Source organism: Actinomadura sp. SCN-SB (assembly GCF_043906805.1).
In the GTDB taxonomy this organism is placed as follows: domain Bacteria; phylum Actinomycetota; class Actinomycetes; order Streptosporangiales; family Streptosporangiaceae; genus Spirillospora.
The window spans coordinates 1-19637 of the sequence record NZ_JBIMPP010000010.1 but is presented as its reverse complement, the minus strand read 5'-3'; the positions used below and the strand labels follow the sequence as shown (position 1 = coordinate 19637).

Annotated in this window: 21 protein-coding genes and 1 riboswitch; of the genes, 15 read left to right on the top strand and 6 right to left on the bottom strand. The window is 71.3% G+C overall.

The genetic code is table 11. The features are described from left to right. Positions 1-98 precede the first annotated feature (98 nt). The 6 genes from ACGWYJ_RS08765 (at position 99) to ACGWYJ_RS08740 (ending at position 4847) form a co-directional block, all read left to right on the top strand. Entirely contained in the window at positions 99-599 is a 501-nt protein-coding gene (locus ACGWYJ_RS08765; RefSeq protein WP_395105179.1) for a M15 family metallopeptidase, read from the top strand. Beyond that, entirely contained in the window at positions 596-1681 is a 1086-nt protein-coding gene (gene alr, locus ACGWYJ_RS08760; RefSeq protein WP_395105178.1) for an alanine racemase, read from the top strand. Before ACGWYJ_RS08765 ends, alr begins: the two co-directional genes overlap by 4 nt. After that, positions 1678-2667 (top strand): D-alanine--D-alanine ligase, encoded by a 990-nt coding sequence (locus ACGWYJ_RS08755; protein ID WP_395105177.1) that lies wholly within the window; start codon positions 1678-1680, stop codon positions 2665-2667. The genes alr and ACGWYJ_RS08755 overlap by 4 nt, the downstream gene beginning before the upstream one ends. A 10-nt stretch (positions 2668-2677) precedes the next feature. After that, complete coding sequence (locus ACGWYJ_RS08750; protein WP_395105176.1) at positions 2678-3355, top strand: response regulator transcription factor; 678 nt, start codon at positions 2678-2680, stop codon at positions 3353-3355. Further along, entirely contained in the window at positions 3352-4461 is a 1110-nt protein-coding gene (locus ACGWYJ_RS08745; protein WP_395105175.1) for a sensor histidine kinase, read from the top strand. Before ACGWYJ_RS08750 ends, ACGWYJ_RS08745 begins: the two co-directional genes overlap by 4 nt. A gap of 188 nt (positions 4462-4649) precedes the next feature. Further along, complete coding sequence (locus tag ACGWYJ_RS08740) at positions 4650-4847, top strand: winged helix-turn-helix transcriptional regulator (RefSeq protein ID WP_395105174.1); 198 nt, start codon at positions 4650-4652, stop codon at positions 4845-4847. Here ACGWYJ_RS08740 and ACGWYJ_RS08735 read toward each other — a convergent pair. Both ACGWYJ_RS08735 and ACGWYJ_RS08730 read right to left on the bottom strand, forming a co-directional pair. Beyond that, positions 4772-6295, bottom strand: a complete 1524-nt coding sequence (locus ACGWYJ_RS08735; RefSeq protein WP_395105173.1) for a DHA2 family efflux MFS transporter permease subunit — start codon at positions 6293-6295, stop codon at positions 4772-4774. The genes ACGWYJ_RS08740 and ACGWYJ_RS08735 overlap by 76 nt on opposite strands. A 19-nt stretch (positions 6296-6314) precedes the next feature. Further along, positions 6315-6887, bottom strand: coding sequence for an NADPH-dependent FMN reductase (locus ACGWYJ_RS08730; RefSeq protein WP_395105172.1), 573 nt, complete (start codon positions 6885-6887; stop codon positions 6315-6317). Positions 6888-7066: 179 nt separating this feature from the next. On the opposite strand from ACGWYJ_RS08730, the gene ACGWYJ_RS08725 reads away from it, so the two are divergent. From ACGWYJ_RS08725 to ACGWYJ_RS08710, 4 genes are all read left to right on the top strand, one after another. Beyond that, positions 7067-7426: an antibiotic biosynthesis monooxygenase gene (locus ACGWYJ_RS08725; RefSeq protein ID WP_395105171.1), complete on the top strand. Its 360-nt coding sequence runs from the start codon at positions 7067-7069 to the stop codon at positions 7424-7426. A 69-nt stretch (positions 7427-7495) separates the two neighbouring features. Beyond that, on the top strand, positions 7496-7954 hold the full coding sequence (locus tag ACGWYJ_RS08720; protein WP_395105170.1) for a carboxymuconolactone decarboxylase family protein: 459 nt from the start codon (positions 7496-7498) through the stop codon (positions 7952-7954). Positions 7955-8279: 325 nt separating this feature from the next. Beyond that, entirely contained in the window at positions 8280-8888 is a 609-nt protein-coding gene (locus tag ACGWYJ_RS08715) for a TenA family protein (protein WP_395105169.1), read from the top strand. 166 nt (positions 8889-9054) lie between these two features. Further along, positions 9055-9291 carry a hypothetical protein gene (locus ACGWYJ_RS08710; protein ID WP_395105168.1) on the top strand — a complete coding sequence of 79 codons (237 nt, stop codon included), beginning with the start codon at positions 9055-9057 and terminating at the stop codon, positions 9289-9291. A gap of 43 nt (positions 9292-9334) precedes the next feature. Here the strand turns inward: ACGWYJ_RS08710 and ACGWYJ_RS08705 are convergent, their stop codons facing one another. The 3 genes from ACGWYJ_RS08705 to ACGWYJ_RS08695 are packed head-to-tail and all read right to left on the bottom strand — an operon-like array spanning position 9335 to position 12799. Next, entirely contained in the window at positions 9335-11599 is a 2265-nt protein-coding gene (locus ACGWYJ_RS08705; protein ID WP_395105167.1) for a heavy metal translocating P-type ATPase, read from the bottom strand. A 29-nt stretch (positions 11600-11628) separates the two neighbouring features. Beyond that, complete coding sequence (locus ACGWYJ_RS08700) at positions 11629-12591, bottom strand: hypothetical protein (RefSeq protein WP_395105166.1); 963 nt, start codon at positions 12589-12591, stop codon at positions 11629-11631. 1 nt (position 12592) lies between these two features. Further along, the gene (locus tag ACGWYJ_RS08695) at positions 12593-12799 is read right to left on the bottom strand and encodes a heavy-metal-associated domain-containing protein (protein WP_395105165.1); all 207 of its coding nucleotides are present in this window, start codon (positions 12797-12799) and stop codon (positions 12593-12595) included. Between the two features lie 318 nt (positions 12800-13117). Between ACGWYJ_RS08695 and ACGWYJ_RS08690 the strand changes: the two genes are divergently transcribed. Beyond that, positions 13118-13981 (top strand): Fpg/Nei family DNA glycosylase, encoded by an 864-nt coding sequence (locus tag ACGWYJ_RS08690; RefSeq protein ID WP_395105164.1) that lies wholly within the window; start codon positions 13118-13120, stop codon positions 13979-13981. A gap of 202 nt (positions 13982-14183) precedes the next feature. Here the strand turns inward: ACGWYJ_RS08690 and ACGWYJ_RS08685 are convergent, their stop codons facing one another. Continuing rightward, the gene (locus ACGWYJ_RS08685) at positions 14184-14654 is read right to left on the bottom strand and encodes an SSI family serine proteinase inhibitor (protein WP_395105163.1); all 471 of its coding nucleotides are present in this window, start codon (positions 14652-14654) and stop codon (positions 14184-14186) included. Between the two features lie 46 nt (positions 14655-14700). Here ACGWYJ_RS08685 and ACGWYJ_RS08680 point away from each other — a divergent pair, with 46 nt between their 5' ends. From ACGWYJ_RS08680 to ACGWYJ_RS08665, 4 genes are all read left to right on the top strand, one after another. Further along, entirely contained in the window at positions 14701-15036 is a 336-nt protein-coding gene (locus tag ACGWYJ_RS08680) for a rhodanese-like domain-containing protein (RefSeq protein WP_395105162.1), read from the top strand. A 77-nt stretch (positions 15037-15113) separates the two neighbouring features. Further along, positions 15114-15244, top strand: a riboswitch (TPP riboswitch). Continuing rightward, positions 15239-16618, top strand: a complete 1380-nt coding sequence (locus ACGWYJ_RS08675) for a purine-cytosine permease family protein (RefSeq protein ID WP_395105161.1) — start codon at positions 15239-15241, stop codon at positions 16616-16618. It overlaps the preceding riboswitch by 6 nt. Before the next feature lie 154 nt (positions 16619-16772). Further along, on the top strand, positions 16773-18659 hold the full coding sequence (locus ACGWYJ_RS08670) for a PAS domain S-box protein (RefSeq protein ID WP_395105160.1): 1887 nt from the start codon (positions 16773-16775) through the stop codon (positions 18657-18659). A 339-nt stretch (positions 18660-18998) separates the two neighbouring features. Then, positions 18999-19550 (top strand): ATP-binding protein, encoded by a 552-nt coding sequence (locus ACGWYJ_RS08665; RefSeq protein ID WP_395105159.1) that lies wholly within the window; start codon positions 18999-19001, stop codon positions 19548-19550. Positions 19551-19637: the final 87 nt, after the last annotated feature.

Below are 19637 nucleotides of genomic sequence, written 5' to 3'. Positions count from 1 at the left end.
TCATGGCCACTGGCTACCCGACCCGGGGTCTTTGTGTATCGCGGGTGTATTGGAAATCGCATACGTCGCTGCAACGGGGTTGAGGCTTCAGTGACGGTATGGATCACGGTGCATCACTGGGGGCCCGGGGCCGTTCGGTGGATCAGAGGGACGGGGTCGTTCCCGAGGGGGCCGCGGTCTCGGTTTTCGACGATCGGGTACCGGCGGTGGGCAGGCTTCAGCCGGGTCTTCTTGACGCTTTGCGGCGGGCGGCGGTGGACGCGGAGCGGGACGGTATCCGGCTTCGCATCAACAGTGGGTGGCGGTCGCCCGCGTATCAACGGCAATTGTGGCAGGACGCCATCGTCAAGTACGGGTCGCGGGGAGAGGCCGCGCGGTGGGTGGCGACGCCGGAGACGTCCGCCCATGTGACGGGTGAGGCGGTCGACATCGGGCCGCGTGAGGCCGCGGCTTGGCTGTCCGAGCACGGTGCCGCGTACGGGCTGTGCCAGATCTATCGGAATGAGCCCTGGCATTACGAATTGCTCTGCGAGGCCGTATGTGACGGGTGCCCGCCTATGTTCGCGGATCCGACCGAGGATCCGAGGATGCGGCCGTGAGCGCGGTTCTGGAGGTCCTGCCATCGGCGGTGACCGCGAACGTGGCCAGGGTCCGGGCGGGGACCCGGAGCACGATCATGGCCGTGGTCAAGGCCGATGGTTACGGCCATGGCGCCGTCACGGTGGCGAAGGCGGCCGTCGCGGCCGGGGCCGGGTGGCTCGGGACGACGAGTGTCGGGGAGGCTTCCGCGTTGCGCGCCGCGGGGTTGGCGGTGCCGATCCTCGCGTGGCTGCATCCCTCAGGGATCGACGCCGAGGCCGCGGCGGAGGCCGAGGTGGACGTGGCGGTCGGGTCGGTGGACGAGTTGGGTGCGCTGCTCGCCCAGGCCGGGCCGATGGTGCGCGTTCATCTGCATGTGGACACCGGGATGTCGCGGGGTGGTTGTCCTCGTGGGCGGTGGAAGGACCTGATCGGTCTCGCCTTACGTGGCCAGCGGGCCCGGAAGGTCCGGGTCGTGGGTGTCATGGGGCATCTGCCGCTGGCCGACCGAGCGGACCCGGAGGCGAACGCGCCGGCCGTGGCCCGGATGTGCGAGGCGCGGCAGGCGGTCCGGGCGGCGGGGCTCGGCCGGCCGCTCGCCCATCTGGCGGCCACGTCGGCGACGTTGACCGATCCGGCGACGCATTTCGACATGGTGCGCATCGGGGCCGGGCTGGTCGGCATCGACCCTTCGGAGACCGTGCGGATGCGGGGCGCGTCCCGGCTGACCGCGCCGGTGGTGCACACGACGGCGGTCGAGGCCGGTACGCCGGTCGGCTACGGCGGCGCGTACGTCACCGATCGCGCCACCCATCTGAGCGTCCTTCCGGTCGGGTACGCCGATGGGATCCCGCGTGAGTGCTCTCGGCAGGCCGGCGTGGAGATCCGCGGGCGCCGATTCCCGATCGCCGGACGGGTCTCGATGGACCAGATCGTGATCGACACCGGGGCCGAGTGCTTCCCCGCCGGCACGCCCGCGACCGTGTTCGGCCCGGACGGGGGCGCGGTCCCGGCCGTTCAGGACTGGGCCCGCTGGGCCGGGACCATCCCGCACACCATCGTCACCGGCATCGGGCCGCGGGTGAGAAGGGGCATCGCATGACACGGCGCATCGTGGTGATCGGCGGGGGAGAGAACGCCGAGCACGACGTCTCCCTGGCCACCGCGGCGGCGGTCGCGGAGGCGCTGCGTTCCGGCGGGTTCGACGTCGAGGAGGTGACCATCGGTCGCGACGGGACGTGGAGGCGTGGGCAGGAGGCGCTCGGGTCCGGGGTGCTCGGTTCCGTGGCGGGGGCGCTGGGGGTCATCGGCCGTGCCGACGCCGTCTTCCCCGCCGTCCACGGGCCGTCCGGCGAGGACGGGACGCTCGCGGCGTTGTGCGCCCTCACGCACACGCCGATGGTCGGCTCGGGTCTGCGCGCCGGGGCGGTCGGCATGGACAAGTGGACGACCAAGCTCGTGGCGGAGGCCGCCGGGATCCGTACCGCCCCGGGCCGGCTGGTGACGGCGGCGGAGATCGCGGGGATCGAGTTTCGGACGGAGGTGGTGGTGAAGCCGGCCTCGGCGGGGTCGAGCTTCGGTGTCGCCCTGGCACGCGACGCGTCCCAGCTCCGCGACGCGCTGGCCTGCGCGGCACGGTTCGACGACCGGATCCTGATCGAGGACGTCGTCATGGGCCGCGAGGTCGATGTGGCCGTCCTGCGCGAGGCCGATGGCCGCCGCTGGGCGGCGCCGCCGCTGGAGATCCACGCCGACGGGTTGTTCGACACGCGGTCCAAGTACGACGGTTCGGCCCGGTTCAGCGTGCCCGCCGAACTGGACCACGGGGACCGGGCGGCCCTGACCGAGGCGGCGCTGCGGATGTTCGACGCGCTCGGCTGCGCGGGTGTCGCCCGCATCGACTTCTTCCTCACCGACGCCGGCCCCGTCCTCAACGAGGTCAACACCGTCCCGGGGATGACGGCCGAATCCCAGGTGCCGAGGATGTTCGCCGCGGCCGGACTGTCCTACGAGCGACTGGTCGCGCGCCTGGTGGACGCCGCCACCGTGCCCGGTTTCCATATGTCGGCGATATGCGGTGCTCCTTAGGCTCCAAGGCATGCGTGTGCTGATCGTGGAGGATGAGCCCTACCTGGCCGAGGCGGTGCGTGACGGGCTGCGGCTTGAGGCGATCGCCGCCGACATCGCCGGGGACGGGGACACCGCCCTGGAACTGCTCGGTGTCAACTCCTATGACCTGGCGGTCCTGGACCGGGACATCCCCGGCCCCTCCGGTGACGAGGTCGCCCGGTGGATCGTCGCCTCCGGCAGCGGCATCCCGATCCTGATGCTCACCGCCGCCGACCGGATCGACGACAAGGAGTCGGGGTTCGGGCTGGGCGCCGACGACTACCTGACCAAGCCGTTCGACCTGCGCGAGCTGGTCCTGCGGCTGCGGGCGCTGGATCGCAGGCGCGCGCACGCCCGTCCCCCGGTGCGGGAGATCGCGGGGCTGCGGCTGGACCCGTTCCGGCGCGAGGTGTTCCGGGACGGGCGCTATGTCGCGCTGACCCGTAAGCAGTTCGCCGTGCTGGAGGTGCTGGTCGCCGCCCAGGGCGGGGTCGTCAGCGCCGAAGAGCTGCTGGAACGGGCCTGGGACCACAACGCCGACCCGTTCACCAACGCCGTCCGCATCACCGTCTCCGCGTTGCGCAAACGGCTCGGCCGGCCCTGGCTGATCGCCACGGTGCCGGGTGTCGGCTACCGCATCGACGACGGTACGGACGCGGGCCGGTGAACAGGCGGCCGGGGCTCAGCGCCCGGTTGAAGCTCACCCTGAGCTACGCCGGGTTCCTCATGCTCGCCGGGGCTCTGCTGCTGGCCGTGGTGTGGGTGTTCCTGCTGCGGTACGTGCCCGACGGCCCCATCATCTCCCTCGGGTTCGTACCGAACCGCTCGGACCTGCTGCGCGCGTTCCTCCCACGCGCGGTCACGGCGCTGGCCTTCCTGCTGGTGTTCGGGCTGGTGGGCGGGTGGTTCCTGGCGGGGCGGATGCTGGCGCCCCTCAGCCGGATCGCGGAGGCGGCGCGGATGGCCGCCAACGGGTCGCTGTCGCACCGGATCCGCCTGGAAGGCCCCAGAGACGAGTTCCGTGAGCTGGCCGATGTGTTCGACACCATGCTGGAACAGCTCGAATCCCATGTCACCGAGCAGCAGCGGTTCACCGCCAACGCCTCCCACGAACTGCGCACCCCGCTGGCGATCTCGCAGACCTTGCTGGAGGTCGCCCGCAACGACCCCGACCGGGACCAGCGCGAGCTCATCGAACGCCTGCACACGGTCAACACCCGCGCGATCGACCTCACCGAAGCCCTGCTGGTGCTCAGCCGCGGCGACCGCCGAAGCTTCACGCGCCACACCCTCGACCTGTCCCTGATCACCGAGGAGGCCACCGAGACGCTGCTCCCCCTCGCCGAGCAGCGCCGGATCACCCTGGAGGTCACCGGCCGGGCGGCCCACACCGTGGGCTCCCCGGAACTGATCTTGCGGGTGGTGACCAACCTGGTCCAGAACGCCATCGTCCACAACCTGCCCACCGGCGGCACCATCACGGTCCACACCGAGCCCCAGCACGGGGCGAGCGTGCTGCAAGTGGACAACACCGGCCCGTATGTCCCGCCCGAGCTGATCCCCACCCTCACCGAACCCTTCCAACGGGGAACGAGCCGCACCCGTACCAACGAGCACGCCGGCGTCGGCCTTGGACTGGCCATCGTGCAGAGCATCGTCCGCGCACACGACGGAAGCCTTCACCTCGCCGCCCGCCCCGGCGGCGGCCTCTCGGTCACCGTCCGGCTGCCCTCCACATCGCGAACGCCGTCCCCGAACGGGGTGTACGCGTAGGCAGGCAGGGCGGCCCCCGTAGACCTTGCGCAGGTCCGTGACTTCGATGATCGGCATGCGTCCAGGGTCGCCGGACGCGGGCCCGGCCGGTATCCGCCGGGACGCTCGACCCGGCATCGGCCGATCGGCCGACGCCGGGCTACGACCCGCCCCTACGGGACGGTGGTCGGCTCCTGAACGTCCACCCGGTGGTGCCGCCCCGGGTGGACTACGCGCTCACCCCGCTCGGCGCGAGCCTGCACTCGACGATCAAGGCCCTGGTCGACTGGACCGAACGGCACCAGGCCGAGATCATCGCCGCGCGCGACGCCTACGACGCCCGTGCCGCCTCGGCGGAGACCTCGTCCGCGGACGCGGGGGCCGAGGCGGCCCCGATCGGACGCTGATCGCGGCGCGGCAGCAGCAGCGCCGGGACGAGGGACAGCACGATCATCGCCACCGAGAAGACCGCGGTGAACTGGAAGGCGTCCGCCAGGGCGGGCGCGAGCTGCGCACGGGCGCTCTCGCTCAGACCCTGCACCGCCTGGAGACCGCCCTCCCGTGCCACCGGCACGCGCGCGGCCATCGCGGACGAGAGCAGCACCGACGCCACCGCCATGCCGATCGCGCTGGAGGTGTTGTTGATCAGGTTGATCGTGGTGCTGGCGGACGCCGCCTGGTCCTGCGGCATCCGCCGGGTCGCCGCCGTCATGAGCGGCATCATCGAGGCCCCGCCGCCCGCGCCGATCAGCAGCAGCGCGACGCCCAGGCCCCAGTACGAGGCGTCCGCGCTGAGCTGGTAGGCGAACAACCCGAACCCGGCCGCGGCGAGCGCGATGGTCAGCGGGACGGTGCGCGCCGGGTTCACCTTGTCCGCCATCCGGCCCGCGAACTGCGTCACCGTCCCGGACGCCAGCGCCCACGGGATGCCGAGCAGGCCCGCCATCGTCGCGCTCTCGCCCCTGACCACCTGGTAGTAGAGCGGGAGCAGCAGCATCGAGCCGAAGTACCCGATCACGAACAGCAGCATCGTGACACCGCCCGCGGCGAACGCCCGGTCACGGAACGGGCTCAGGTCCAGCAGCGGATGGCGGACCCACGACGCCCGGACCACGAACGCCGCGACCAGCGCCGCGCCGCCCAGCAACGGCGCCAGCGCCGCCGGGTCGGCGAAGTCGCCCCGCTCCCCGCCCGTCGTCAGCCCGTAGATCAGCAGGGCCAGCCCCGGCGACAGCATCAGCAGGCCGGGCACGTCCAGCGGGCGCGGGTCGCGGGGGCCGTCCGCCGGGAAGATCCGTGACGCCAGCGTCACCACCAGCGCGCCGATCGGCAGGTTGATGAAGAACATCCACCGCCAGGACACCTCGTCGATCAGCCAGCCGCCGATCACCGGCCCCGCCAGCGGGCCGATCAGGATCGCCAGGCCCAGCGTGCTCATCAGCCGGCCGAGGCGCTCGCGGTCGGCCGCCTTGATCAGGATCGTCATGCCGACCGGCATCACCAGGCCGCCCGCGAACCCCTGCACCACCCGGAACACGATCAGCGACTCGATACTCCAGGCGCTCCCCGCGAGCAGCGAGCCGGCCGCGAACGTCGTGATCGCGGTCAGGTACAGGCGCTTGGCCCCGAACCGTCCCACCAGCCAGGCCGACAGGGGGATCATCGCGCCCAGCGCCAGCGAGTAGCCCGTCGCGACCCACTGGACCGTGGCCAGCGGGGCCGCGAAGTCCGCCGACAGGTGGGCGATCGCGACGTTCACCACGGTCATGTCCAGCGTCGTGACCGTCATCCCCAGGACCAGGACGAGCGCGATCGCCATCGCCCCTCTAGCGGGCGCGGTCTCCTCGTTCTTCACGGTGATGTCCCCTTCTCGTTCACGTGCCGTACGGCCGGACGGCGCGGGCGTCCCGCAGCGCGCGGCCCCACCACACGAGCTGGTCGAGCATGGCCTTGGCGGCGCCGGACGCCTTCGGGTCGTCAGGGTGGCCGTCGGCGCCGAACCGCCCCCACGGGTTGTGGATGCTGACCGTTTCGCGGATCGTCATCGCGTGCAGCTCGGCGAACACCTGCCGCAGATGCTCCACCGCGCGCTGCCCTCCGGCCCTGCCGCCGTACGAGACGAACCCGACCGGCTTGGCCCGCCATTGCGAGTCGTGCAGGTCGATGAAGTTCTTCAGCGTGCCGGGGAAGCTGTGGTTGTACTCCGGGGTGAGGACGACGAACCCGTCCGCCCTGTCGAGGACCGCCGTGGCCGCGGAGAGCGGCTCACAGGCGTCCGGTAGCCCCAGCACCGAGGGCACGTCCAGGTTCCCGAGGTCGATGACCTCGGGCCGCAGCCCCTCATGGTCCTCGGCCAGCCGGGTGAACCACCGTCCCACGGCGGGCGCGAACCTGCCGTTCCGATTGCTCCCGATGATGATCGCCACTTGGAGGGCACGCTCAACCATGGTCACTCCGATCCGAGCCGGTCATCGTCCTCGGTGTCCACCCTGAAACCTCAAGCAATGTTGATGTCAACTGGCCGGGCATCGGGGGTGTTGACCTCAACCGCGATCGGGGTTGCACGCTCGTTCTCGCTGACCCGTTACCGAGAGGTGTGGAGGGCCGAGGTGTGAAGGACTCCGGCGTGCGGACGGATGAGGGCTTCTACTCGATCATCGACTACACGGTGGACGGGCCGCGGACCCAGCGGGAACTGGTCGAGGCGTTCGCCGAGATACAGGAGCGGTGGGTCCGGTTCTATCCCGGCTACAGGTCGGCGCGATTCCATGTGAGCGTCGACGGGACCCGCGTCTACACCATCGTCCACTGGGCCACCGAGGCCGACTTCCGGCATTTCGCGGCGACCTCCGACACCGAGGGGCGGACGGCCGCGATCAACGCGGCGCTCGCCGGCCTGAGCGGCACGGCCGAATCGCGGATGAGCGGCGACCCCCGGTACGTCGTCGTCCGGGAAGTCGGCCCCGGCCCCCGCCGGACCGACTGACCGCGCCCCGGTCACGTCCGTGCCGTGGGATCCGTCATCGGGGCGAAGACAGCAGGAGAGGAGACGCACATGGAAGCCCGGATGAAGAATCCCGCGCTGGTCATGCCGGACGTGATGGCCGGCGTGCAGACGATCATGAAGGCGATCCGGTCGGGCGGTGTCCCGCAGACGACGCTGGAACTGGTCCACATGAGGGCGAGCCAGATCAACGGGTGCGCCGCGTGCATCAACATCGGGACGCGCCAGGCCCGCACGTCCGGGGAGTCGGACGAGCGGCTGCTCCAGCTACCGGCGTGGCGGGAGGCGAGTTGCTACAGCGACGCGGAACGGGCCGCCCTGGAGATGACCGAGGCGGCGACCCGGCTGGCCGACCGGCCCACCGTGGTGACCGATGAGATCTGGGACGCGGCGGCCGACCACTTCGACGAGGCCGGTCTGTCCGCCGTGATCCTGATGATCGCGATCACCAACTTCTTCAACCGCATCAACACCACCGTGAGGGAGCCCGCCGAAGCCTCCTGGGCCTGACGCGGGGACGGGGCCGGCCAAGGTCATCCGACGCCGGCCGAGAAAAGGGGCAGGCCCGGGAACATCCGTCGGGGGCCGCCGGTTATACCTGTTGGCCGGTGTGCCTGGTGTCCCCGGGCCTCACCTTTTGCCTTCGCGGAATACCGTCCGGCTGGAGCCGCGTTGTGCCGTTCGCCGAGAGGCGACCCGCACACCGGTCTTCGACAGACGGCCCCGCCAGGTCCACGACCTGGCGGGGCCGGGTCGTCTCCGGGCCCCGATCGTTCAGATCTGAGTGTTTCCTCCAGTTTCTTCCGGAACGGGGGGCGCTGGCAGACTCTGCGGCATGAGTCTCTCGGCACATCTGGAGGAGCTCGGCCGGCCGCTGGTCGAGGAGCAGCTGAAGCATCCGACCGTGGCGGGCATCGCGCGGGGCGACCTGGACGAGGCCGTCTTCCGTTCCTGGCTGGAGCAGGACTATCTCTTCCTGCTGGACTACGTGCGGGTCTTCTCCCGCCTCGCCTGGCAGGCCTCGGACGCCCATCTCGGTGATCTCGTCGATCTGGCGCATTCGACGTTCCACGAGGAGCTGTCGCTGCACCGCTCGCTGTCGGACGGGTTCGGAGCCGATCTGGACGGGGCGCGGAAGGGCCCCGCGTGCGCCGCGTACACCGAGTTCCTGCTGGAGCGCGCCTCCTCGTACGGCGAGGGACTGGCCGCGCTCTACCCGTGCATGTGGGGCTACTCCACGCTGGGCGCGCGGCTGGCGGAGAACCCGCCCGCCGAACCCCGCTACCGGCGCTGGGTCGAGACCTACTCCGATCCGGACTTCGCCGCGCTGGCCCGCCGCATCGGCCAGATGATCGACGAGGCGGACCCGGACCGGGCGGCGGCGGAGCGCGCCTTCCTTGAGGGGATGCGCCATGAGGTCGCGTTCTGGGACGTCCCGTTGTAATGACCGTGCCACCCTCCCGCCACGGATATGAGGACTCCGAGTGATGTCCCGGCTCCGGAGTGCGATATAGGGTCCGTCCGTGACATCGGGCCGCCGCCGTTCGCCATCCGCCGCCGACCGTTCGTCCGGTGCGCGCGGGGTGCTGCGGCCGGTCCTCCTCTTGCTCTTGGCGATCCTTCTGCCGGCCGGTCTCGCGGGAACGGGCGGTAGCGTCGGCGGGCCCGAGGCCGTCCGCAAGGCGCTCGGCACATCCGCGTCCAGGGCGGACACGATCCCCGAGCGGTCGGAGGAGCGCCGGGACTCCTCACCCGCGGACGACCGTACGGTGTCCCGTTGCGGGATCACCTGGCGGCGATGGGCGGGCTGGCTCATCGGCTGCACAGACGACGCCCGGCGCCCCTGAACCCCTCCATCAGGGGCGCCGAGGACGCCGGGCGGGCGCCGGATCAGCCGGCCGAGGTGTGCAGCGGCTTGAAGCGGCGCAGCCTCAGGCTGTTGCTGACCACGAACACCGACGAGAACGCCATCGCCGCGCCCGCGATCATCGGGTTGAGCAGGCCAGCGGCGGCCAGCGGCAGGGCCGCGACGTTGTAGCCGAAGGCCCAGAACAGATTGCCCTTGATCGTCGCGAGGGTGCGGCGGGCCAGCCTGATCGCGTCGGCGGCCACCCGCAGGTCACCGCTGACCAGGGTCAGGTCGGACGCCTCGATGGCCACGTCCGTGCCGGTGCCCATGGCCAGGCCCAGGTCGGCCTCGGCGAGCGCGGCGGCGTCGTTCACGCCGTCCCCGACCATCGCGACCGTGCGGCCCTCGTCCTTCAGCCGCTTGATCACATCGACCTTGCCCTCGGGCAGCACCTCGGCGATGACCTCGCCGATGCCGACGGTGCTCGCGACCGTGCGGGCCACGGCCTCGGCGTCCCCGGTGAGCAGGACGGGACGGAGCCCCAGCGCGCGCAGCCGCTCGACGGCCTCGGCCGAGCCCGGCTTCACCTGGTCCGCGACCGTGATCACAGCCCGTGCGGCGCCGTCGATCCCGACCGCCACCGCGGTGTGGCCGAGTTCCTGCGCCTCCCGCATCGCCTTCTCCAGCTCGGGCGACAGGTGCTGCGACCACTCGGCCAGCAGTTGCGGCCGCCCTACCAGGACGCCGTGACCGTCCACGATTCCCTGGACGCCCAGGCCCTCGACGTTGGCGAAGTCCTCCACCTTGCCGAGCTCTCCAGCACGGGTGGCGGCGCCGGTGGCGATGGCCTGCGCGATGGGGTGTTCGGAGGCGTTCTCCAAGGCCCCGGCCAGGCGCAGCACCTCGTTCTCGTCCACGCCCTCGGCGGTGATGACGTCCACCAAGGCCATCTGGCCGGTGGTGACGGTGCCGGTCTTGTCCAGGACGACCGTGTCGATCGCGCGGGTGGACTCCAGCACCTCCGGACCCTTGATCAGGATGCCGAACTGGGCGCCCCGTCCCGTCCCGACCATGAGCGCGGTCGGGGTGGCCAGGCCCAGCGCGCACGGGCAGGCGATGATCAGCACGGCCACCGCGGCGGTGAACGCGGCCGCCGCGCCGCCGCCGGTGCCCAGCCAGAACCCCAGCGTGCCCACGGCCAGCGCGATCACGATCGGCACGAACACCCCGGAGATCCGGTCGGCCAGGCGCTGCACCTTCGCCTTGCCGCCCTGCGCCTCCTCCACCAGCCGCGCCATCTGCGCCAGCCGCGTGTCGGACCCGACCTGGGTGGCGCGCACCAGCAGCCGCCCGCCCGCGTTGACGGTGGCGCCCGTCACGGTGTCCCCGGGGCCGACCTCGACCGGGACGGACTCGCCCGTCAGCAGCGAGGCGTCCACGGCGGACGATCCCTCGACCACCGCGCCGTCCGTGGCGATCTTCTCGCCGGGACGGACGACGAACACGTCGCCGACCGCCAGTCGCTCGACGGGGATCCGCTCCTCGCGTCCGCCGTCGCGCAGGACGGCGACGTCCTTGGCGCCCAGTTCCATCAGCGCGCGCAACGCCGACCCGGCGCGCCGCTTGGCGCGGGCCTCGAAGTACCGTCCGGCGAGGATGAACGCGATCACCGCGGAGGCGGTCTCCAGGTAGATGTTCATCGACCCGTCGGTGCGGGTCACCGAGAACTCGAACTCGTGCTTCATCCCCGGCTCGCCCGCCATGCCCCAGAACAACGCCCACAGCGACCAGCCGAACGCCGCCAGCGTGCCCAGGGACACGAGCGTGTCCATGGTCGCGGCGCCGTGCCGCAGGTTCGTCCAGGCGGCCTTGTGGAACGGCCACCCCGCGTACACCACCACCGGCGCCGCCAGGGTCAGCGACAGCCACTGCCAGTTGTCGAACTGCCAGGCCGGCACCATCGCCATCGCGACCACCGGGACCGACAGCACGATCGCCGTCACCAGCCGCTGCCGCAGTGGGCGCAGGCCGTCGTCCTCCTCCGCGGAGGCGTCCTCGGATCCGGCGGCGGTTGTGGGCGGGGGTGGCGGCTCGGCCGTGTACCCGGCCTTCTCCACCTGCGCGATCAGATCGTCCACGGTCACGCCGTCGGGGTAGTCGACCCTGGCCTTCTCCGTGGCGTAGTTGACGGTGGCGGTCACGCCCTCGATCTTGTTCAGCCGCTTCTCGACGCGGGCGGCGCACGAGGCGCACGTCATGCCGCCGATCGTCAGCTCGACCCGGCCGGGGGTCACTTCCGTGCTCATCTCTGCCCCTCCCTTTCGTCGGATCAGCGCTAGTCGGCGTGCCGGTGGTCGCCACCACCATGGTCGTCCTGCGCCGGGACCGCCTGCCCCGCACCGGCGGTGGCGGTGAACTCCGCGGTCCGGACCTTCCCCTGGTGCTGGAAGTCCAGGTAGAGCCGGTACGTCCCGGTGCTGGGCACCTCGGCGTAGAAGGTGATGGACGGACCGGGCTCGGTCCTGCCGTCGCCCGGCTCGCCGTCCGGGTGGACGTGCAGGTAGGCGAGATCGCGGTCGCGCAGGGCCACGAGGTGACCGTACGCCTCCAGGTACGGCTCCAGGTCGGTGACCGGGCGGCCGTCCTTGCTCACGGTCAGGGTGATCTTGCTCGATCGTCCCGGGACCAGCGCCCCGTCCAGCCGGACCTCGTACCCGTCCACCTCGGCGACCTGCGCGGGCGCCGGGAGCGGCGTGGGCTCGTAGTCGCCCGGGGCGGTGATGTCGGTGCCCAGGGTGAGCTGCTTGGGCGCGCCCTCGGGCTGGACGTCGGTGAAGAACCGGTAGGCCCCGGGGTCGGGCAGCGTGAGCGGGATCGTCCAGACGCCGCCGCCGGCCTCCGTGGGGTGGAGGTGCTGGAAGCCCGACAGATCACGGCGGGCGATGATCAGATGGAGCTTCTTGCCGTGGAGGGGCGTGTAGCGGGTGACGGGCTTGCCGTCGGGGCCGTTCACGGTGAAGCGGAAGTCGGTGCGCTTGCCCGCCGGGATCGTGGTGGTCCCAGGGTTGAGGGTGTAGCCGTCCTGGGACACCTGGAGACCTCCGGGTAGGGGGGTAGGGGTATTGCCGCCGCCATGTGAGGAGCCTCCGCGACCGTGCCCGCCCTCTCCGTGCCCGGCGGTCCGGGACGCGCCGGGGTCGGCGCCCACGGGGCCGGTCAGCGCGCCGACCCCGAGGGCGCCTCCGAAGACGGCGGCCAGGCCCAGGGCGTAGGCACCCAGCTTGGTCGCTACGTTCATGTCATGCCTTCAACTCGTATCCGGCCTCCTCGACGGCCTCCCGGACCTGGGCGTCGTCGAGGGGGGAGTCACTGGTCACGGTCACTCGCCCGGAGTCCAGGTCGACGGCCACGGCGTGCACGCCGGTGATCTGCCCGACCTCTTCCCGGACCGCGTTCACGCAGTGCGAGCAGGTCATTCCGGTCACGGTGTAGGTGGCGGTGGTCATGCGGCGCTCCCTCTACGGTCGGCTTATTACCCCTGGGGGGTATTTCATGGTCCTCATGCTGCCACAGCGTTCATGGGACTGCAACCCCTACCCCCCAGGGGTGATTTCGCGATCCCGCTCACACTCCGGCGGCCCGCGAAGTTATCCACACCCCGAACACCCGGGCGACGACCCGAGGGCGGGGAATTTTGTCCGAGTTTGCAGGGCTCTATCCTGCGAAAGCATCGAACACCCGGGCCCCCGCCCGTCCATCCACAAATTTGTCCACAGGCTTCCACAGGGCTGTGGACACCCTCCGCCGTCACCGATACTGAAACCATGCCTGAACTACCCGAGGTCGAGGCCCTGGCCGGCTTCCTGCGCGAACGCGCGACCGGTCATGCCGTCGCCCGCGTCGATGTTCTCGCCATCTCGGCGCTGAAGACCTACGACCCGCCGGTCTCAGCGCTGGGCGGGCTGACCGTGACCGGGGTCACCAGGCACGGCAAGTTCCTCGACCTCGACATCGACGGGCTCCACCTGGTCGTCCACCTGGCCCGCGCGGGCTGGCTGCGCTGGCGCGAGGAACTGCCCACCAGACCCGTGCGCCCCGGCGGCAAGAACCCGCTGGCCCTGCGCGTCCACCTCGACGACGGCTCGGGCTTCGACCTGACCGAGGCCGGGACCAAGAAGGGCCTGGCGGTGTACGTCGTCCGCGACCCCCAGGAGGTCCCCGGCGTGGCCTCGCTGGGCCCCGACCCCCTGGACGAGACGTTCACCGCCGACACGCTGCGCGACATCGTCCAGGGCAAGCGCACCCAGATCAAGGGCCTTCTCCGCGACCAGAAGATCATCGCGGGCATCGGCAACGCCTACTCCGACGAGGTCCTGCACGCGGCGAGGATGTCCCCCTTCAAGATCGCCTCGTCCCTGACCGACGAGGACGTCGAGACCCTGCACCGGGCCATCGTCGAGACCCTCGGCGACGCCGTCGAACGCTCCCGCGGCCTGGCCGCCCAGGATCTCAAGGGCGAGAAGAAGACCGGCCTCCGCGTCCACGCCCGCACCGGCCAGAAGTGCCCGGTCTGCGGCGACACGATCCGCGAGGTCTCGTTCGCCGACTCCTCCCTCCAGTACTGCCCCACCTGCCAGACCGGCGGCAAACCCCTGGCCGACCGCCGCCTCTCCCGCCTCCTCAAGTGACACAGGGCGCGGCCGAGCAGACCCCCACGCGACGACCAGAACCGGGTTCACGTCCGCGCCGGCACACAGGCCCAACGCGCCTTCAAGATCGAGTTCACCCTGCGCGGCGTCGCGACCCTTGGAGGGCGGGTGGTGTGGATCGACGCTTCAGGGACACGCGAAGGGTCCGCGCTGGGGCGGACACCCCCGGGCTGGTGTGTGGTCAGCGGACCTTGGGGACGTCGCCGAAGAGGGGGGCGACCTTGCTCCAGCGGTTGAGCTCGCAGCCGTCGCCGCGGGTGAACCTGGCGTTGACGGGCTGGTCGCGCCACGTGCCCTTGACCGTCGCCACCTCGGGGCCACCGTAGATCTTGGTGCAGATCTGGTCGGCCGGTATGGGTTTGAACGGGTCCTGGGTGGCGGCGAGCTTGGCGCACGCCTGCTCGGCCTTGGGATGGTCGCCGCCCACGGGGTCGCAGCGCAGCGTCCAGGTCTTGGCCGGTGCCTGCGGGGACGCCTTGACCTGGATGGTCAGCGTGTCGCCCTGGGCGGACGGGCTGACGGACGAGGTGGCGGGAGAACGGTCGGCGGGGTCGTTGGCGGGTTGGTTGGATGCCTGTTCGGAGCCGCAGCCGGCCGATGCCAGGATCATGGCCAGGCCGGGCGCGGTGAAAAGGAGCGTCCGATACCGCATGCGTGATTCGACGTGACAGGGGTCCACACGGTTCCATGGAGGTGTGATGAATTTCGGGGACGATGTCCCGGCGGTGGACGCACAGGACGTTCCGCAGGACGCGTACCTGCTGGATGTGCGTGAACAGGACGAGTGGGACGCGGGTCACGCGCCCCAGGCCGTGCACATCCCGATGGGGCGGCTGCGCGATCGCGCCGCCGAGGTCCCGCGTGACCAGGAGATCTACGTGATCTGCCGGTCGGGGGCGCGCTCGGCCCAGGTGACGGTCGCGCTGAACCAGGCGGGCTGGCTGGCGAGGAACGTGGACGGCGGCATGAAGCGGTGGGCCGAGGTGGGCCGGCCGATGGAGACCGACACCGGCGCCCCGCCCTACGTCGCCTGACCTCCTCGCTCCGTGGTGACGGCCACCGCGCGGGTCGGTGGTGGTTTTGTGCGCGTTGCATAGGTACGATCCCTTCGACCGATTTTCGCGGGAGCTCGGGCCAACCGGGCTGAGAGGGCGGCCGGAGCCGATGACGGCTCGCATGGCGCCGCCGACCGCCTGAACCTGTCCGGGTAATGCCGGCGTAGGGAGCGTGTCTCCGGTGTCCGACACGAGCGTCACCGTCGAACGACGTCCGCGCGACGAGGTCCCCTTCACCCTTGAGGAGCCGGCGCCGCGGGCGCTGGGATTCTGGGACCAGGGCGCGTTCTGGGCCAACCTGGGCGTGAGCCTCTTCGCGTTCTCCGGCGCGTACACCGTGCTGGCACCGGACGAGAACGGCCGTCCCACCCTGTCGATCGCCGCGGGGATCGTCGCGATGGTCGTCGGTACGGCGCTGGGCGGGCTCATGCTGGGCCTGGCGGCGGCGCCGGGCGCGCGGACGGGACAGCCCGCGATGGTGCTGCTGCGCGGGCTCTTCGGGGCCCGGCTCTCGTACCTGCCGACCGTGCTGAACATCGCGCAGCTGATCGGCTGGGGCACCTTCGAGCTGATCGTGATCGCGGACGCGGCCCGCACGCTGTGGGACGGGGTGCCGCGCTGGGGCTATGTGATCGCGGCCGGGCTCCTCACGACCGCGCTGACGATCTGGCCGCTGGGCTCGGTACGCCTGCTGCGCCGCTATGTCACCGCCGCCGTGATGATCGCGCTGGTGTACTTCTACGTCCAGCTTCTGCGCGAGCCGCTGCCGGACCTGACCGAGGGGTCGTGGGGCGGGTTCTGGATCGGCGCGGACGCGGCGCTGGCGGTGTCGATCTCCTGGGTCCCGCTGGCGGCCGACTACACCCGGCACGCCCGTTCGGCGCGGGGCGCGTTCGGCGCCGCCGCGGTGGGCTACTCGGCCACGCAGATCTTCGCGTACGTGCTGGGCCTGCTGGCGCTGGCCCTGGTGGCGGGCGACTCGTCGAAGGTGTTCGACCCGTTCCTCGGCGTCGCGCTGGGCACGCTGTTCTTCGCCGTGTTCGTGCTGCGCGAGGCCGACCAGTCGTTCGCCAACGTGTACTCCACCGCGGTGTCCATCCAGAACCTCGTCCCGCGCGCCGACCGCAGAGTGCTGACGATCGCGCTCGGCGCGGTGATCACCGGTCTCGCGCTGCTGCTGGACATCGGGGACTACGCGGCGTTCCTGTCCCTCATCGGCTCGGTGTTCGTGCCGATGCTGGGCGTGCTGGCCGCCGACTTCTTCCTGGGCAGGGGACGTCTCCGCGCCGCGCTGGGCAAGGCCCCCGTGGACGAGCTCGGCTGGAACATGGAGCGCGACGCCCCGTCCCGCTGGGGCATGATCGCGGCCTGGGCGGCCGGGTTCGTCGTCTACCAGCTGATCTACCCGGGCGGGGTGAGCTGGTGGGCGAGCTTCTGGCAGGACGTCCAGGGCGCGATCGGGTTCACGCCGCAGTCCTGGATGAGCGCGTCGCTGCTGTCGTTCCTGGTCGCCGGTCTCGCCGCGCTCGCCGCCGGACGGGTCGCCCGCGGCCGCGGGTGAATCCTTCGCCTTCCGATAAGCGCGCAGGTGGGCGGCGGCGATGTCACTTCCGTCTGTTACCGGGCTGACGTGGCGTTTTTCCGTAGACCAGGGACCAAGAGCAAGAACTTTTCACCGGCGGTTACCCGGCGGCGCGCAGGGTCGCGATGGCACGATGACAGGCGTGCAGTCCGTTCACGACCCCATCGCCCGCGCCGTCATCGAGTGCGCGGCCGACGCGATCGTGGCGGTGGACGAGCGGTCCCGGGTGACCGTCTGGAACCCGGCGGCCGAGCGGATGTTCGGCTGGACGGCGCAGGAGGTCCTGGGGCGCCGGTCGCCGATCGTCCCGGACGAGCTGATGGCCGAGCACAACGCCGTCCAGGAGCGGCTGCTGACCCGCCGCGAGGGCGACGGCGGGCAGATCTCCATCGCCACCCGCCGCTTCCACCGGGACGGGCGGCTGATCGACGTCCTGATCGACACCAGCCTGCTGAAGGACCGGGACGGCGGCCTGCTGGGCTGGGTCGGCGTCTACCACCCGGTGGAGGACGACGAGGCCGCCCAGCACCACACCGCCGAGCGGGCCCGGCTGGTGCGCCGCCTCAACGACATCGTCGCCGACCTCAACGCCGAGCTCGACCTCGGCACGGTGCTGGACCGGATCACCGGCGCGCTGATCGAGCTGACCGGCGCCGACGCGGGTGGCTTCGTCCGGATCGAGGGCGACCGGCTGCGTCTGGTCAGCATGTCGGGGCTGCCGGAACGGATGCGCGGCACCACCGCCGACCTGCGTTCCAGCCTCGTCGGCGAGCTGCTGCGGTCGGGCCGGACGGTCCGGCTGGCCACCGGTGAGCAGCGGCTGGGCGACCTGATCTGGTCGGAGCTGGAGGGGCTGCACACGGTCGCGCTCGGCCTGTCGTTCCTGCAGAACAAGCCGTACGGGGCGCTGTACGCGCTGTTCTCCGGGCGCAAAGTGGGGCACACCGAGCTGGAACTGCTGGAGCTGCTGGCCGGGCACGCCGGGGTGGCGGTCGGCAACGCCGTCGCGTACGCCGAGGTGGTGCGGCAGCGCGCGCACGAGCGCGCCGTGATCGACTCCAGCGCGGACGGGATCGCGGTGCTCGACCGCGACGGGCTGGTCCGCCAGTGGAACCCGGCCGCGCACGCGCTCACCGGCATCCCGCCCGAGGAGGCGGTCGGCCGGCGGCTGCCGTTCGAGCTGCCCAAGATCGGGGAGATGCTGACGCTGCCGCTGGAGTCGGGCGTGTGGCTGAACGTGCTCGCCGCGGAGATCGAGGAGACCGGCGAGCTGGTGGTCGACTTCCGCGACGTCACCGAGGCCAAGGCGCTGGAGGAGGCCAAGGACCTCTTCCTCGCCACCACCAGCCACGAGCTGCGCACCCCCGTCACGGTCGTCCAGGGGTACGCCAGCACGCTCACCCATCGGTGGGACGAGCTGGCCGACGCCGACCGGCGGGCGGCGGTCGCCACCATCGCCGACCGCGCCCAGTCCCTCGGCCGCCTGGTGGAGCACCTGCTGCGCGGCGCCCGCGCGGGAGCCGACGAGCTGGCGGTGACGATCGAGACGTTCGACCTGGCCAAGGTGCTGGAGGGCGTGGTGGCCGGGTTCCGCTCGCTGTCGGACCTGCACCGGGTCGAGCTGGAGATCGCCGACGGCCTCCCGCCGGCCCGCGGGGACGCGCTCGCCACCGACATCGTCGTGGGACAGCTGCTGGAGAACGCCTTCAAGTACTCGCCGGACGGCGGCCGCGTCCTGGTCACCGCGCACCGCGAGGGCGCCGAGCTGGTGGTCGGCGTGGTGGACGAGGGCATCGGCATCGCCCCGGGCGACCATGAGCGGATCTTCGAGCGGTTCGTCCAGGGAGAGGCGGGCGACCGCCGCAGGTTCGGGGGCGTCGGACTGGGCCTGTATATCGTCAAGCGCCTCACCGAGGCGCAGGGCGGCCAGATCTCCGCGCATCCGGCGCCGTCGTCCGAGGACGGCCGCACCGGCACCCGCATGTGCCTGAGACTCGCGGTGGCCGGCGACGCCGAATGATCATCCGGCGGCCGTTACCCGAATGTTACGGACGCCGGACGGTCGTTGCTGGGAGGTCACACCACCGAACCCGCCCATCCGCGCCGCTGTGACGGACGAAACGCGCGCGCGAGGAGTAATCCGCCGTCCACTGGAAAGATCCCTAGTGGATTTCCGCTGGAAGAGCGGCGGAGTTCACACCGCGGACGGGGGTGAGGGCCGTGACCGGACGGTCGCTCACTCGTTGTGCCCGCAAGCAGGGTGTTGCCACCAGGTTTCCACATCCAGCCTTTCGGGCATTTCGGACGTACCGGAAAGGGCCGGGCCGTAACGGCCATCGAACGCGCAGGGTCACGGGAGGTGAGGGCGTCGAGCGTGGTCATGCTGCCCTACGCGCCGTCCAGCGTCGCTGTCGCCCGTAGACGCCTCAGCTCCGAGTTGCTCGCGTCGGGCGTCTACGAGTCGGTGGTGGACGACGCCAGCGTCATCATCAGTGAACTCCTCAGCAACGCCCTCCGCCACGCGCGTCCCCTTCCCTCCGGCCAGGTCCGCCTGTCCTGGTCCCGCAAGGACGACATGATCGAACTGTCGGTGAGCGATGGCGGCGCCAACACCGAGCCCAGGCGCGGCCCCGGGACCCTCTCCTCCCTGGGCGGCCGGGGCCTGGGAATCGTCGAGGCCCTCGCCGAAGGCTGGGGCGTACGCCACGACGAGGGAACCACCACGGTCTGGGCCGTCCTGCGAGCCCCCAAGACGGCCGACCGAGACTCCTCGGACCCGGCCTCACTCCCCAGCTTCGAGGGCTTCGACTTCGACGAGTTCGGCGAGCTGACCGACGAACGCGAGAACGAACCCGCCTACCGCCAAGACGACCCCCGAGGTGCCTCCTCCCGCCAGGCCTACCCCGCCTGAAGCACCCACCCCGGCCCACCAACAAAGCTCCGAGCGCGAAGGCACGCAGCAACTCGCGGCACCACAAACACTCCGCAACAACCCCAG